Annotated in this window: 14 protein-coding genes and 1 pseudogene; 12 read left to right on the top strand and 3 right to left on the bottom strand. The window is 48.1% G+C overall.

The window, feature by feature from the left end:
- Positions 1 to 2: 2 nt before the first annotated feature.
- On the bottom strand, positions 3 to 1,385 hold the full coding sequence (pabB, locus tag AYY16_RS05040; protein ID WP_067362867.1) for an aminodeoxychorismate synthase component 1: 1,383 nt from the start codon (positions 1,383 to 1,385) through the stop codon (positions 3 to 5).
- Between the two features lie 127 nt (positions 1,386 to 1,512).
- Here pabB and AYY16_RS05035 point away from each other — a divergent pair, with 127 nt between their 5' ends.
- Together AYY16_RS05035 and yebF are read left to right on the top strand one after the other, a co-directional pair.
- Positions 1,513 to 1,797, top strand: a complete 285-nt coding sequence (locus AYY16_RS05035; protein WP_067362865.1) for a YoaH family protein — start codon at positions 1,513 to 1,515, stop codon at positions 1,795 to 1,797.
- A 182-nt stretch (positions 1,798 to 1,979) separates the two neighbouring features.
- Entirely contained in the window at positions 1,980 to 2,363 is a 384-nt protein-coding gene (yebF, locus tag AYY16_RS05030) for a protein YebF (RefSeq protein WP_067362862.1), read from the top strand.
- Between the two features lie 216 nt (positions 2,364 to 2,579).
- Here yebF and AYY16_RS05025 read toward each other — a convergent pair whose 3' ends face one another.
- Positions 2,580 to 2,813 carry a DNA polymerase III subunit theta gene (locus tag AYY16_RS05025; RefSeq protein WP_067362858.1) on the bottom strand — a complete coding sequence of 78 codons (234 nt, stop codon included), beginning with the start codon at positions 2,811 to 2,813 and terminating at the stop codon, positions 2,580 to 2,582.
- 275 nt (positions 2,814 to 3,088) lie between these two features.
- Between AYY16_RS05025 and ftnA the strand changes: the two genes are divergently transcribed.
- The 9 genes and pseudogenes from ftnA to AYY16_RS04980 all read left to right on the top strand — a co-directional run bounded on the left by ftnA (position 3,089) and on the right by AYY16_RS04980 (position 10,875).
- A complete protein-coding gene (gene ftnA, locus AYY16_RS05020) occupies positions 3,089 to 3,595 on the top strand; it encodes a non-heme ferritin (protein ID WP_067362856.1) in 507 nt (168 codons plus the stop codon).
- Between the two features lie 217 nt (positions 3,596 to 3,812).
- On the top strand, positions 3,813 to 4,199 hold the full coding sequence (gene copC, locus AYY16_RS05015; RefSeq protein ID WP_067364723.1) for a copper homeostasis periplasmic binding protein CopC: 387 nt from the start codon (positions 3,813 to 3,815) through the stop codon (positions 4,197 to 4,199).
- A gap of 7 nt (positions 4,200 to 4,206) precedes the next feature.
- Entirely contained in the window at positions 4,207 to 5,106 is a 900-nt protein-coding gene (gene copD, locus AYY16_RS05010) for a copper homeostasis membrane protein CopD (protein WP_082970591.1), read from the top strand.
- Between the two features lie 26 nt (positions 5,107 to 5,132).
- Positions 5,133 to 5,483 (top strand): YebY family protein, encoded by a 351-nt coding sequence (locus AYY16_RS05005; RefSeq protein WP_223861131.1) that lies wholly within the window; start codon positions 5,133 to 5,135, stop codon positions 5,481 to 5,483.
- A 625-nt stretch (positions 5,484 to 6,108) separates the two neighbouring features.
- On the top strand, positions 6,109 to 6,606 hold the full coding sequence (locus AYY16_RS05000) for a GAF domain-containing protein (protein WP_067362854.1): 498 nt from the start codon (positions 6,109 to 6,111) through the stop codon (positions 6,604 to 6,606).
- Between the two features lie 95 nt (positions 6,607 to 6,701).
- Positions 6,702 to 7,397: an RNA chaperone ProQ gene (gene proQ, locus AYY16_RS04995; RefSeq protein ID WP_067362851.1), complete on the top strand. Its 696-nt coding sequence runs from the start codon at positions 6,702 to 6,704 to the stop codon at positions 7,395 to 7,397.
- Positions 7,398 to 7,415: 18 nt separating this feature from the next.
- The gene (prc, locus tag AYY16_RS04990) at positions 7,416 to 9,461 is read left to right on the top strand and encodes a carboxy terminal-processing peptidase (RefSeq protein ID WP_067362849.1); all 2,046 of its coding nucleotides are present in this window, start codon (positions 7,416 to 7,418) and stop codon (positions 9,459 to 9,461) included.
- A gap of 547 nt (positions 9,462 to 10,008) precedes the next feature.
- A complete protein-coding gene (locus AYY16_RS04985) occupies positions 10,009 to 10,527 on the top strand; it encodes a methylated-DNA--[protein]-cysteine S-methyltransferase (RefSeq protein WP_223861132.1) in 519 nt (172 codons plus the stop codon).
- Positions 10,524 to 10,875 (top strand): annotated as a pseudogene (locus AYY16_RS04980) (DUF488 domain-containing protein). Before AYY16_RS04985 ends, AYY16_RS04980 begins: the two are co-directional and overlap by 4 nt.
- A 67-nt stretch (positions 10,876 to 10,942) precedes the next feature.
- On the opposite strand, the gene hemB reads toward AYY16_RS04980, so the two are convergent.
- Positions 10,943 to 11,917 carry a porphobilinogen synthase gene (gene hemB / locus AYY16_RS04975; RefSeq protein ID WP_067362846.1) on the bottom strand — a complete coding sequence of 325 codons (975 nt, stop codon included), beginning with the start codon at positions 11,915 to 11,917 and terminating at the stop codon, positions 10,943 to 10,945.
- 872 nt (positions 11,918 to 12,789) lie between these two features.
- Between hemB and AYY16_RS04970 the strand changes: the two genes are divergently transcribed.
- A complete protein-coding gene (locus AYY16_RS04970) occupies positions 12,790 to 15,504 on the top strand; it encodes a DUF2339 domain-containing protein (RefSeq protein ID WP_067362837.1) in 2,715 nt (904 codons plus the stop codon).
- Position 15,505 lies beyond the last annotated feature (1 nt).

Here is a 15,505-nt window from a genome sequence, read left to right as displayed (position 1 = left end):
AGTTATTTCTCCGGCAGAACGGGTAAAATCCGCCCCAGTTTATCGAATGTTTCCTGATATTCATCTGCGGCGCGGCTGTCTGCCACAATACCGCCACCCGCTTTGCAGTAAAGCCGGTTGTCTTCGGCAATCAGGGTACGGATAGCAATATTGGTATCCATGGTTCCGCAGAAACTAATATAGCCGATTGACCCGCAATAGGAATGTCGGCGGTAAGGTTCCAGCTCTTCAATAATTTCCATCGCACGGATTTTCGGCGCGCCGGTAATTGATCCACCCGGAAAGCAGGCGCGCAGTAAATCAGCCGCATGGCATTGCGGCGGTAATTCGGCGGTAATGGTACTGACCAGATGATACACAGCCGGAAATGCCTCGACGGCAAACAGTGACGGCACACTGACAGAGCCCGGTCGTGCAACCCGTCCGATATCATTGCGCATCAGGTCAACAATCATCAGGTTCTCGGCGCGGTCTTTTTCGGATGCGGCAAGAGCCTGTTTTTCTTTCTCATCAGCCTGTGCATCTTCCGGGTGGCGCGGACGGGTACCTTTTATCGGACGTGTCTGCACTGTGCCGTTTTTCAGCGACAGGAAGCGCTCCGGTGAAACAGAGATAACCGCTGCATCCGCCAGGCGCAGAAATGCAGAGAACGGCGCTTTATTTTCTGCATTCAGCAAAAGAAACGCCTGCCATTCATCCCCTTCATAAGGGGCGGTGAAACGTTGTGCCAGATTCACCTGATAGCAGTCCCCGGCCTGCAGATACTCATGAATACGGGCGATTTTCTCATGATATTCCGCCTCACTCATGTCTGACTGCCAACCGCCGGTCAGTGCAAACGGAACAGCCTGCGCGGGGGCTGCGTCCCGCTGTATCTGTAACCACGCAAGACGCGCAGCAGGATCGTCATAAGTAATCAGTGTGGCACAGCGGCGATGGTTGTCCACAATGATAGCCCAGTCATACAAACCCACTGCCATATCCGGAATATTGAGTTCATTACGTGCCAGTGACGGCAGGGATTCTGTGCGGCGTCCGAGGTCATATCCCCACAGCCCGAGTGCGCCCCCCATAAACGGATAATCATCCTGCGGGCAGGGAGAAAACCCGCACTGCGCCAGGGCATCGTCAAGTAATCGGAACGGATCACTTTTCTGACAGACAGACTGACCCCGGTTATCTTCAGTAACGGTATCATCGCCCCGGGTCGTCAGGGTCATTACCGGGTCGGCTGTCAGAATATCAAAGCGGTTATGCTGATGCTGAGCATCACCCGAGTGCAGCAGCACAGCCTGTGGCAGATGAGCCAGCGGCGCGAACAGCGTGACGGCAAGTCCGGGATGGTAATCAAGCGGTGTCAGTACAGGTATTGAATGTTGTGTCATGATTTGGTCTGTCAGTAAACGAATTCTCAGGAAAACATCGCACTATCTTAACTGAAAACGGGCAGATGCGTGCGGCGGCCTTTGTGAGTATAATGCGTTTTTTGCCGATATGTTACAGAAGGTAATTATGTCCAGCGGTATTCCCGTATTAAATCACGAAGAACAACAGGCAGCAGTTGAACGTATCCATGCGCTGATGCAGGACGGCATGAGCAGTGGTGAGGCTATTGCACTGGTTGCGGCAGAATTACGCGAGCAGCATAAGGACGGAGAACAGGTCCGCGTGCTGTTTGATGAAGATGACGCTGACGATTATGCTACAGATGATAATGCAACAGATGGCTATTCAACAGATAACTACGACGCAGAATCTGATGACTATGATGATGACAGCGACGACAACGATCGGTAACAAATATCTAACAAATGTCACAATTTCCTGATAATAAATATGTTAATGTCACATGCATAAGATTTAAGTGAAATTTTATACCCAACGTCATTCAGGATGCAGCCAACGAACCTGCGGTTTGAATGAATAAGAGTATATAAGACAACATTTAATCTCAGACAGAGATAAAAACAGGAGGTTTTATGAACGTAATCAATCTGTGTACCCGCATCGGATTATCAGGTGCCGGTATACTGCTGGCGTTTACGGTAAGTGCGCAAACACCGGTAAAACCGGTTGTTGACAATCAGCGCATGGTGACATTTCCGACGTGTGATTCACTGACAAAAGATCAGGTTGCAGCACAGGTTAAGTATGACTTTGTGCAAAACCGCTATACCCGCTGGCAGGATGATAAAGCGCTGCTGGGCAGCAAACCGGTTGCGTGGGTGAATACCGCTGACGTAACTGAAAAAGACGGTAATTACAGTGTGCCGCTGACAGTGCGTGGCTCGAAAAAACAGCTCAGTTATATTGTCGATATTAATTGTGCCGCACAAACAATGACATACGGTCTGCCAAAGTAGCAATCCACTATGTGACCCGGCGGGCGTAGTGTAGCCAACGAACCTGCGGTTTAAATGAATAAGAGTATATACCCAACGTCATTCAGGATGCAGGAAGGCGGCAAGGGAAGACTGACGGGGAGCATACATCAGTATGTGACCCGGCTGGCTGAGCGTAGTCAACGAACCTGCAGTTTGAATGAATAAGGGTATAGAAGGGCGCGCTCAGGCGGGCCCTTATCGCTTACTATTCGGCTCGTACGGCAGGCGGGAGAAGTGCACACTCCGCGCACGGTAAAACGCCAGGCGTTCAGCAAAATACGGACGCAGTATTTCAGGTTGTGTCTGCTGTACCTGTTCTGCAATCACCGGCATATTATAGCGCTCTTTAAATGCCACGCCGGATGCCGCCAGATCCACATTAATTTTGTCCATTTCTTCATGGCTGAGTGTTGCCAGATTATAACCCACAATATGCTCCTGTTTTTGGTGAGGGTATAGCGGTGAGGGTATAACGTTAATCGAGTTGCACCGGATCTGCAAGAGCGGACGTTTTTGCCGGAAAATACCCTGAAATAATACGGCGGCTGAACCAGCAGAAAGAGAATGCGATTTATTCTGATTATCTTTACAAAATTATTTTGTTTTCAATATGTTGTGAATATATTAAATAGCGCTTTTCTTCCCTGCGGGAGTGTGCATAATGACCGCAGATGATGAAATAAACGACCGCACAGGAGTTTGCTATGTTAAAACCGGATATGATTAAACAACTGAATGCCCAGCTGAATCTGGAATTCTATTCTTCAAACTTATATTTACAGATGAGTGCATGGTGCGCGGATAAAGGTTACGAAGGCGCTGCAGCGTTCCTGAAAGCCCATGCTGCCGAAGAAATGGAGCATATGCACCGCCTGTTTAATTACCTCAGTGACACCGGCGCACTGCCGCTGCTGGGAACGGTTCAGGCACCGCCGTCAGAATTCAAATCTGTCAGTGAAATTTTTGAGCAGACCTTGGAGCATGAAAAATTAATCACACAGGAAATTAACAAACTGGCTCATGTTGCGCTGACGTCACAAGATTATTCCACCTTTAACTTCCTGCAATGGTATGTGTCTGAGCAGCATGAAGAAGAGAAATTATTCAAATCTGTTCTGGATAAATTCGCAATGGTGGGTGACAGCGGAAAATCACTGTTCCTGCTGGATAAAGATTTGGCGCGTATGGCCGTTGATCCATCAGCCTGCTGATTTGTTTATCATTCAGGATGCAGCCAACGAACCTGCAGGTTGAATGAATCAAGGATATAGCCACACAATTATCATAATTAACTGATAACTGTGTGGTTTTTATTTGTGGCGCTGATCACAAAAAAAACGCTTTTTGTTTTGATGATTTCCGCAAGCCTGCCGGTTACGCTAGTATGTTCCTCATAATTACATCACCTGCAAAAAAATGAGGCATACCATTATGTTAACCACCCTGACCGCGCAATGGCGCAAACTCTCTGCAATTGTTGTTCTGTTTGTCGGTTTATCCGGCCAGCAGGCGCTGGCTCATGCACATATTAAAGCACTCGAACCGGCAGCTGATACATCAGTTGCGAAAGCACCTGAGCATATTGCACTGGATTTCTCCGAAGGAATCGAACTGAAATTCAGTAAAATCAGTGTAAAAGATGCGCAAAATAACGCCGTTGCCACCGGTAAGCTGGCTCTGAACGAACACAATGACACTCAGCTCATTCTGCCGTTGCCGGAAACCCTGCCTGCGGGTCTGTACCATGTTGACTGGAAAGTGGTTTCCGTTGATGGTCATAAAACCAACGGTAACTATCAGTTTACTGTGAAATAACAGCGCAATGACTCTGACACCTGAAGCGTTGCTGGTCACCAGCCGCTTCATTCATTTTGTCTCTCTTATGTTGTCAGCCGGATGCGGTCTTTTTTCGGTACTACCGGCATCTGATCGCGTCGCCGTTCTGTTGCGTGCACGGTTACATAATACAGTGCACGCAGCGGTGGTTTTTACTGTACTGACAACCGTATTATGGCTGCTGTTACAGGGCGCACTTATGGGAGATGGCTGGGCTGATATGCGGGATCCGGATATTATCCTTGCGGTGCTTTCCACGGCATTCGGGGAGGTCTGGCGCTGGCAACTGGTGTTTGCTGCCATTCTGACAGCCGGATTATTTTTGCCGTCAGGGCGAAAACAGAGTTTTCTGTTTCTGCTGTGTGCCGCCGTGATGTTGTCACTGCATGCCTTCACAGGACACGGGGTACTCCACAGCGGCTGGATAGGGCGGCTTCATCAGATAGTACAGGTTATTCATCTGTTGAGCGCGGCATACTGGTTCGGTGGCTTGTGGCCGTTTCTGGTTTGCCTGCTGATACTTCTGCGCCGTGCTTCCCTTGCCGATGGTTTACCGAAAGAAGTGACGGCCACACTGATCCGGTTTTCAAATTGGGGGCATGTTGCGGTTTTTCTGGTGCTGACGACTGGGATTGTCAGTACGGTGTTGCTGCTGCCGGACTGGCCACATTTCAGCGGCAGTGATTATCAGGCACTGCTGTGGCTGAAAATCAGCCTGGTACTGACTATGATGGTACTGGCGGTGATTAACCGCTATATCATTGTCCCGAAAATAGCACAATCAGGGCGCTTTCGCCTGTTGATGATTAATTGCTGGGTTGAGATAATTCTCGGCACACTTGCCATTTTAATGGTGGCCATTTTTGCAACCTATCAGCCTGCGTGATAAGCGGGCTGCATACCGGCAGACAGATGAGACATAATATAATGAAAGCACTGGCGTTAATTCCTCTTTTACTTGTCGGTGCGGCGCAGGCTGCACCACTGAAGACCATCAGTAAATTTCAGTTTGGTGAAAACTGGCCCTTTACCCGGGAAGAGGTGATGATCAATTGCCGTGAAGGCAATGCGCTGTGGGTCATCAATCCGTCGACGCTGATGTCTTATCCGCTCAATGACGTGGCAGCAGAGCAGGCGAAGGCGCAAAAAATAAAGGTGACAGATCTCTCCGTTATTATATTAAAGCGATCGGATAATGCAGAAAAACAGATGGATATTACCCCTGTCATTGAAGCTGCTGAGGCGCTGTGCGGTGAGAAATAACCTGTATTAGTTATGAAATTTAACGATTGATATCAGGTTATTAATTAATTCACTGAAATATAAGCTATTTAAAATAGATACATGTTAATGATTTGATAAATAAATACATTGTATATGTAAATAAATCAGCTAATCTTAATTATGTAGGTTGTAAGATATTTTCAATGGCAATTTTAGCGCATGGCTCGCTGCGAGCCTTTTTCCCTGGACCGGATAGCGGACTTTATCCGGTCTCTTTTTTATACTCGTCATACTTCAGAATGCCTGGGTGTTGACTGCGCTCAGCCAGCCGGGTCACATACTGATGTATGCTCCCCGTCAGTCTTCGCTTGTCGCCTGCATGCATCCGGAATTATTTAGAGTATATATCCGTCCGTCATACTTCAGAATGCCCGGGTGTTGACCGCGCAAAGCCCGCCGGGTCACATAGTTTATCCGTATCTCCTGTCTGTCATCCCTTGTCGTCTGCCCGCATCCCGAATTATGTAGTGTATATAATGCACTTTTCCTGCTTTTTTCCTTAATTACGCAAGGATTTGTAATATTCCTATAGGGTCGCCCCGTAATTTGATATAAATTAACCATTATCTTAGCTGGTGTATTAATCCGTAATATAGTGTGGTACATGAATAAAATTGCGTTTTATCAGGATTTGACCCGCCGTTTAACCTCGCTTATCAGCGATGAAAAAGATGTGATAGCGACACTGTCTAATGTCAGTGCCGTGCTTTTTGACGAGCTGGATAACGTAAACTGGGCGGGATTTTATCTTTTACAGGGTGACACTCTGGTATTGGGTCCCTTTCAGGGAAAAGTGGCGTGTGTCCGTATTCCTGTCGGACGGGGAGTCTGCGGAACGGCGGTGTCTGAATACCGGGTAATCCGTGTACAGGATGTACACGATTTTGCCGGCCATATCGCGTGTGATTCAGCCAGTAAATCAGAAATTGTGTTACCTCTGTGTGTAAATAATCTGATTATTGGTGTATTGGATATCGACAGCCCGATTTTTAATCGTTTTGATAATAATGATGAAATCGGCCTTAAAGCCTTGAATGACGCGCTCTGCGCACATCTGGCAACGTGCGTTATGCCAAAATATCGTGAAATGATCGCAAGTTAGGCTCACAGGAGCATAGCATTTGTCTGCAACACTATTATAATGTCGCCTGTTCATGCCTACTGGTTGGCAAAGCCCCGTTGTAATCAGGAAACTTCATGGAAAATCAACCCAAGTTGAATAGTAGTAAAGAAATTATTTCATTTTTGGCTCAGCGTTTCCCGCTCTGCTTTATAGCAGAAGGGGAAGCCCGCCCACTGAAAATCGGCATCTTCCGCGATATTGTTAGTCGTATCACCGAAGAAGACGGCATCAGTAAAACACAGTTACGTACCGCACTGCGGATGTATACCTCCAGTTGGCGTTACCTTTATGGCGTCAAAGAGGGAGCAAAACGTGTTGATCTGGATGGTAACGATTGCGGCGAACTGGAAGCGGAACATGTTGAACATGCCCGTATTCAGTTAACAGAAGCCAAAGCGCGGGTTCAGGCTCAGCGTGCACAAAAACGTGAGCAGAACGGTGAGAAAAAACCGCGTACGGCTGATAAAGCCGCCGGTAGCGCCCGCCGTCATAACCCGGATCAGCCTAAAGCGCCGAATGCCGGAACTGCTCAGCCGCCACAGACCCGGAGTGCGCCGCGTAATAAACCACGCGTGCCCCGTGCCGAACCTCAGCCTGCACTGATTCCGATTACGGATATTCAGGCACTGACTGTAGGGCAGAAGCTGAAGGTGACGGTAGGATCCGGCGTTATGGATGCGCAGGTCCTCGAAATCACCAAAGATGGTGTACGTGTTCAGCTACCTTCAGGGTTGGCAATGATCGTACGTGCGGAACACTTAAAATTCTGATACGGAGTCAACCAAGGCATGAACAAATTTTTACCCCTGGCGTTGCTCATCGGAGTTAGTTTAACCGGCAACACGATAGCCAAAACCGGCACAACTGCATTGCCGGATGTGAAACTGAGTCAGCTACCGGATACACAGCAGGCTCCGGAGCACTCGACGGTCAGTGAGCGCGTAACCTCCCGGTTTCTGCATTCCCATTACCGTCAGTTTCAGTTAGATGCTGAGTTTTCAGCAAAAATTCTTGAACGTTACCTGAATTTACTGGATTACAGCCATAATGTGTTTTTAGCCTCTGATGTGGCTGCATTCAGTAAAAATAAATCGCAGGTCGGCAGTTACCTTCAGAAAGGGGAATTACAGCCGTTATATGAGCTGTTTAACCTGTCGCAGAAGCGCCGCTTTGAGCGGTTTGAATATGCGCTGGCCCGTCTGAAGCAGCCGATGAATTTTGATGGTGACGATGTTATTGCTACGGACAGAGGCAAATCGCCGTGGCCGCAGACAGAAGCTGAGCTGAATAATCTGTGGGATGCCAAAGTCAAATATGACTGGCTGGCCCTGAAATTATCCGGCAAAGATGACAAAGAAATTAAAGAAACACTCACAAAGCGCTATACCTATGCGCTTAAACGTCTGACACAGACGAAAAGTGAAGATATATTCCAGTTGATCATGACGGCGTTTGCGCGTGAAATCGACCCGCATACCAGTTACCTCTCTCCGCGTAATACAGAGCAGTTTAACTCAGAAATGAGCCTTTCCCTTGAAGGGATCGGTGCGGTATTGCGTATGGATGACGATTATACCGTGATCAACTCACTGGTTGCAGGTGGTCCTGCGCTCAAGAGTAAAGAACTTGCCGTCGGGGATAAAATCCTCGCGGTAGGTCAGACCGGTAAAGCAATGGTGGATGTGGTCGGCTGGCGGCTGGATGATGTTGTTTCACAAATCAAAGGTGCGAAGGGCAGTAAAGTCCGCCTTGAAGTACTGGGTGACACCAAAGGTGCGAAGCCACGTATTGTGACGCTGACCCGCGAACAGATCCGCCTGGAAGACCGCGCTGCTAAAATGACCATTAAACAGGTCGGTTCTCAGAAAGTAGCCGTTCTCAATATTCCGGGCTTTTATGTCGGTCTGACCAATGACACCAAAACGCAGTTGCAGAAGCTGGCAAAAGAGAAAGTGGATGCGGTGATTATCGACCTGCGCGGTAACGGCGGCGGTGCACTGACAGAAGCGGTGGATTTATCCGGTCTGTTTATTACCAGTGGTCCGGTGGTTCAGGTACGTGATAACAATGGTCGTGTCCGTGAGGATGCGGATACCGATGATGTTATTTACTATAAAGGTCCGCTGGTGGTCATGGTCGACAGACTGAGTGCCTCGGCCTCTGAAATTTTTGCCGCTGCTATGCAGGATTACGGACGTGCGCTGATTGTCGGTGAACCGACCTTCGGTAAAGGCACTGTGCAGCAGCACCGGCCGATCAGCCGGATTTACGACCAGATGCTGCGTCCGGAATGGCCGGATTTAGGCTCTGTTCAGTACACTATCCAGAAATTTTACCGTATCAACGGCGGTAGTACGCAGCGTAAAGGCGTTACACCGGATATTATTATGCCGACCGGCTTTGATAATGATGATATCGGCGAAAGCTTTGAAGATAACGCGTTGCCGTGGGACAGTATTACGCCTGCGGAATACAAGTCTGTCGATGTGGTCAGTAAAGCCGTACCTGAGCTTGCACTGAAATATCAGGAGCGGACGAAAACAGATCCTGAATTTGGTTATATCCATGAAGATCTGCAACGCTATAAAGCCAATAAAGCAACGCAGGATGTTATTTCGCTCAATTTTGCCAAGCGTGATAAAGAAGATAAAGAGCTGGAAGCGACCCGGCTCAAGCGTATTAACGAACGTTATGCGCGTGAAGGTAAAAAACCTATTCTGAATCTGGAGGCATTGCCGAAAGATTATGAAGGACCTGATGCCTATCTTGATGAAACCGTTAAAATTGCTGCGGACTTAGCAAAAGTACCGGATATTACGAAGAGCGCACAATAATCTGTTTTTTTATCTGACTAAGTTATAAAAAAAATCGACAGCTTACAGGCTGTCGATTTTTTTTTGTACTGCATACACACATATATACCCAACGTCATTCAAGATGCAGGAAGGCGGCTAGCTGAGTGTAACCAACGCACCTGCGGTTTGAATGAATAAGGGTATAATTGCGTATCAGGCAGCACCGGCAATAGTATCGCTAATTAAAAGAAGTGCGGTACAGAAATTGTCATAACAGCATCAGTAATACGATCGAAAGTTGTTTTTGTAGATTTGATTAATTTAGCCATAACAATTCCTCCATTATTTTAAAAAATAATGTTTAATATTCAGGTGAGTGATATTTATTTCATTATACAAACTGATACAGTTAAGTGGACAGTCCACGTTGTATCGTTGAGATGCACTTTACTCATTAGTGTGAGTTCAATCAAGTTTTTGCTCAAAAGAAGTTGAACACAATCAAATCAATTTTAGCTTAAAAATTGTCCATTTTTGTAAAGAAAACAGTACACCTACCAGGTCATGCTTGTGAATATGGGGAGCCATGATGATAATTCGTTCAAAATTCAATACGCTATTGGGCGATATGTCTGCGGCTGCCACTGAGCACGGCATTTGTTTTCTGGAGTTTTTTGAGGACAACCGTCGGGAAGATACCCTCGCACTGGTCGCCCGGCGTCTGAACCTGGCGGTTACCGACGGGAGCAATACGCATCTCATTCTGCTGGAAACACAATTACAGAACTATTTTTCCGGTAAATTACAGTGTTTTACGGTGCCGCTGGTGTTACCCGGCACGCCCTTTCAGCAGCAGGTCTGGACACAATTACAATGTATTCCCTTCGGCAGTACACAGACGTACAGCGGGCTGGCGGAGATATTATCCTGTCCGCAGGCTGTCAGGGCGGTGGGGCGGGCAAATGGAATGAATCCGGTATCAATACTGGTGCCGTGTCACCGTATCACAGGTAAAAATGGCGAACTGACCGGCTATGCGGGAGGTACTGCGCGTAAAGCCTGGTTGCTGGCACATGAAAAACAGTACAAAGGAGTGGCGGCATGATTTTCTGTAAACGGGTTTATGATGAGGTCACTGAGAGTGATGGTTACCGGGTTCTGGTTGACCGCCTGTGGCCAAGAGGGATCAAAAAAAACAGATCTTCATTACGATGAATGGAATAAAGGCGTTGCGCCTGATACAGAACTGCGCAAGTGGTTTCATGCCAATACGGGGCAATTCGCCGAATTTGAGCGACGTTACCGGCAGGAACTGGAAGACAGACCTGAATCCTGGCAGCCGTTAGTGGTAAAAGCGGGGCAGGGTAATCTGACGTTACTATTTGCTGCAAAAGATAAAGAACATAATCAGGCAAATGTACTGAAGGCATTTCTGGAAGAAAAATTATCATAGGATGCGGCACAGCCCAAAAAAATCCCGGCGAACCGGGATTTTTCAGCAAATGTGATATTTTAAACAATCAGCTCAGGATCTTGTTCTCTGCCAGACTCAGGGCAAAGTAACTGAAAATCAAATCAGCACCGGCGCGCTTGATTGACCCCAGCGTTTCCAGTACCACACGTTCTTCATCAATAGCCCCGGCCTGCGCGGCCAGTTTGATCATGGCATATTCGCCGCTCACCTGATAAGCCGCCAGCGGCAGGTTTGAACGCTCACGCACATCACGCAGGATATCAAGGTAAGCCCCGGCTGGTTTAACCATCAGCATATCCGCACCTTCCTGCTCATCGGTAAGTGATTCGCGGATAGCTTCGCGGCGGTTCATCGGGTCCATCTGGTAGGTTTTGCGGTCGCCTTTCAGGCAGGAACCGGCGGCATCGCGGAACGGGCCGTAAAGGGCAGAGGCAAATTTTGTCGAATAAGACACAATCCCGGTATTATGGAAACCGGCGGCATCCAGTGCCAGACGGATCGCGCGGACCTGTCCGTCCTGCGCCGCAGATGGCGCAATAAAATCAGCTCCGGCCTGTGCAGCGATAACAGCCTGTAAGCCCAGGTTATGCAATGTTTCGTCATTATCGACAACACCGTCATGCACCACACCGCAATGCCCGTGGCTGGTGTATTCACAGAAACAGGTATCAGACATCACCACCATTTCAGGCACAGTTTCTTTGCAGATGCGGGACATGCGGGCAACTAGCCCGTTTTCTGACCAGGCGTCGCTGCCGGTGGCGTCAAGGTGATGTGACACACCAAACGTCATCACTGATTTGATCCCGGCTTTTGCTATCCGCTCTATCTCATACGCCAGGCGTTTTTCCGGAATGCGCATCACGCCCGGCATACTGGCGATAGCTTTATAGTCGTCGGCACCTTCTTCGACAAAAATCGGTAATGCAAGGTCATTGAGACTTAGTGAGGTTTCCCGGAACAGATCACGCATTTGCGGGGTCTGGCGGATTCTTCTCAGACGTTGGATGTCATGTTGCATAACGACAATAGCTCCTTGTTCGCATTGTTCGCAAAAAAATAATGCAGCCAGTATATACCCAACGTCATTCGAGATACAGGCAGGCGGCAAGCACCGCCCGCCGGGGAGCATAGGGAAACTATGTGACCCGGCGGGTATCGTTCCGCCAACGAGCCTGTAGTTTGAATGAATAAGGGTATAAATCTTTCGGTGCCGGATGGGGTATGGAGAGAAAAAAATAAGGCTCCGCGAAGGGAGCCTGAAAGTAGTGTGCGCTTATCTTCAGAATATAATACGGGCGATTTTGTTCAGCTCTGAGATAAAACGTCTGATATTTTTTTATTGCAGGTAACATAATTGCGTTCTTATTATTGCGTTTTTACAATGCGATGCGGTTACTTTAACATCTGGTTGATGTATGTCAATCTTCATTGCAAATAAAATTTAACATTTAAACGGAAATTTGATTTTAACCGGTACGGTGTTTATGAATACAGATAAGAAGCTGCTTCAGAGACGATTACGGTAAAATGCGACCACACAGAAGGACGCAGTAACCTTGTCTAATTCTTTTAAGAAACGGGCAAAAAATCGCATGGCAGATATCCTTGTGTTGTTGTGATCTGTATCTGAAAATTGCCCGTTTTTGTGACCGCAGTCAACATTTAAAGTCCGTAAAAATGAATTTTGGTTAAAATAAGTGTGAAACAGATGCCGGGCTTTGTCCGGTTGTGTTTTCACATCGGATTAACGGCGGATGGCAGAATTTTATTGCATTTGTTAAATATCGCATTGCTCTGCGGGATTTTCATCAGTAAAACAGGCAGAATGGTACTTAACTGAAATCAAATGTTATCTGCGCTGTGTACCGGCGGCTGACAAACAGGATAAATATGGATTCATTACTCATCGGTGGTTTTGTATTGCTGGCCATTATTATCGTTACGCCGTTTATCGCGTATACGGCATTACGGCGTACAGCTGAGCTGAAAGATAAAGTGAGTGACCTGAGCGCAGAAACGGAAGAATTGCGCAGAGCACTGAAGCGTTACCTTTCCGGTGAACCAGTGCCGGAAACAGAAATTGAAACAGTTGCTGTCTGCGCTGAACCCGCGCCTGCGCCGTATTCAATGCAGGCGGTGACAGAGAAAGCGCCTCCGGTTGCAACCCCTGCACCGGTTGCCATAACAAAAACAGTGGAACCGGTTAATCGTCCACCTGTTTATGACGGAAATACCGGTGATATTCAGGAGCGGAATAATCCCGCTGCAAATATCATCCAGTGGTTGCTTAACGGCAATGTGCTGGCAAAAATCGGTATTCTGCTGCTGTTTGTCGGGCTTTCCTATCTGCTGAAATTCAGTATCGAAAACAATATGCTGACGCCGGAGTTCCGGCTGATCGGCGCAGGAACGTTGTCTGTTGTGCTGTTCATCATCGCCTGGCGTGTGCGCGATAAAAACAGATTGTACAGCCTGGTCGTTCAGGGCGGCAGTCTGGGCGCTTTCTACATCACTATTTTTGCTGCCTATAAATTATATCAGTTCCTGCCGCCTGCTTTTGCACTCTTACTGATGGTGATTATCTGCATGGCATCTGTCTTTTTTGCTGTGGTGCAGCGCGCGGTAAGTCTGGCGGTTCTTGCCGTGATCGGAGGTTATGCCGCACCGGTATTGCTTTCAACCGGCAGCGGAAACTATATTGCGCTTTTCTCTTATTACCTGATGCTTTCCGTATCCATTCTGGTGATGAATCACTGGCAGGGCTGGCGGTTGCTCAATATTATCGGCTTTGCCTTTACCTTTATTATCGGTGTGGCCTGGGGGGTAAACAGTTACCAGCCGGAATACTATCTGAGCTGCCAGATTTTTATTATTCTGAACCTGATCCTTTATGGACTGATGACCCAGCAGTACGCAAGGCTCCACATGCAGACTGACGGGAACCGCAAACAACTGACGGTGGATTCCGTTTTACTGTTTGCGCCACCGATCCTGGCGTTTTCGTTGCAATACGCGATTACACTGCCGTTTTACCTCGGAACCGCTATCTCCTCGCTGAGCTTTGGTCTGATCTATATGGTGCTGACGGTTATCAGCCTGCGCCGTTTCCGGGAATCCGGGCATCGTCTCTCACTCGGTTTTTTACTGCTTAGCACCGGGTTTATTTCTCTTGCCGTTCCGCTGGCATTATCGGCACAGTGGACATCAGTTGTCTGGACCATTGAAGGGCTGGCTATCCTGTGGTTTGCCTGCCTGCAAAAACAGCGGGTTTCTGTCCTGAGCGGAACAGGGCTGGTCTTGTTTGGTTTTGCCTCTCTTCTGTACAGTATGGATTTCATTTACTGGTCACAGCAAAGTATGTGGATGTACATCTTTCAGTGGGCAGGGTTGCTGACAGCAGGTGCGCTGCATCATCACTACCGGTCACTTTCCGGCAGTAAATCCGTTTCGGTTCTGTTACTTGTCCTGGCAATGATAGTCTGGGGATTGTGGTTATGGATGCTGCCGTGGCTGTCACCGGCGGGGAATTTCCTGTCGCCGCAGGAATACCTGCTGACCGGACTGGTCATTTCTGTCTGGAGCTGGTATTTCCTTGCCCGCAGAGTGCAGTGGACTCAACTGTATTATTGCATCGGCTTCCTGTGGTCACTCAGTCTTCTGACCATTATCGGAGACATTGGCATCGGTAATCACCCTATGGGCTCTGTGTACGGCAGTTTTATCTGGTTGCTGATTATTGCGAGTATGGTGAACTTTATTCGTCTTCTGCCGGAAAACGTTCCGCAGATTGTCCGTAATCTGGTACACGGTGCGACCCTGTGGACGCTGATCGGTTTGCTGCTGGCAGAAGTGTTGTGGGTAGATAACCGCCTGCCGTGGGGTATGGATGAATGGATCTATTTTATTAATCTGCTGGCAATCTGCGGCATCATTTTTACGCTTTATATATTACAGCATCTTCCGCTGCCGCCGATGGACAAGCATGCCGGGCTTTACTGGCAGTGTCTGTATCCGCTGGTGGTTATACTTGTGATTATGCTTATCAGCGGGAATATTCAGGATGGTCAGTTATCTCTCTGGACGTATATTCCGTTGCTTAATCCGCTTGATGAAGCGGGATTATTCGGTATCGCGGCGTTATGGAGCCTGCGCAATGCGCTTATCCGGACACGACCGAAAGTCCGTTACCGGGCAGATATTGTCCGGTGGCTGGGCTTTACCGTTATTGCGCTGGGTATCTGGTGGGCAAACGGGATACTTATACGCGCGCTGGCGTTTGTTGATGGTACGGCATGGACATCACAGGCGCTGATTCAGTCCCGGTTTATTCAGACCACACTGGCGATTATCTGGGCGCTGACCGCCGTGATCCTGATGATAAGCGCCACCCGTTACCATAAACGTTACTTGTGGCTGGCGGGTGCGATTACACTGACGGTGGTGATAATTAAGCTTTTTGTCATTGATATGAACCAGAGCAGCGGGCTTGCCCGCGCAATTGCGTTTATCGGTGTTGCGCTGCTTATCCTGGTTGTGGGGTATTTTTCCCCGCTACCGCCGAAAGTGGCGACAGGCAACTATACTAATAAGGAACATAACGGATGAA

It is taken from the genome of Morganella psychrotolerans (genome assembly GCF_001676155.1).
Taxonomy (GTDB): Bacteria; Pseudomonadota; Gammaproteobacteria; order Enterobacterales; family Enterobacteriaceae; genus Morganella; species Morganella psychrotolerans.
Note: the sequence above shows the minus strand (reverse complement) of the source record. Positions and strands in the feature narration are given on the sequence as shown.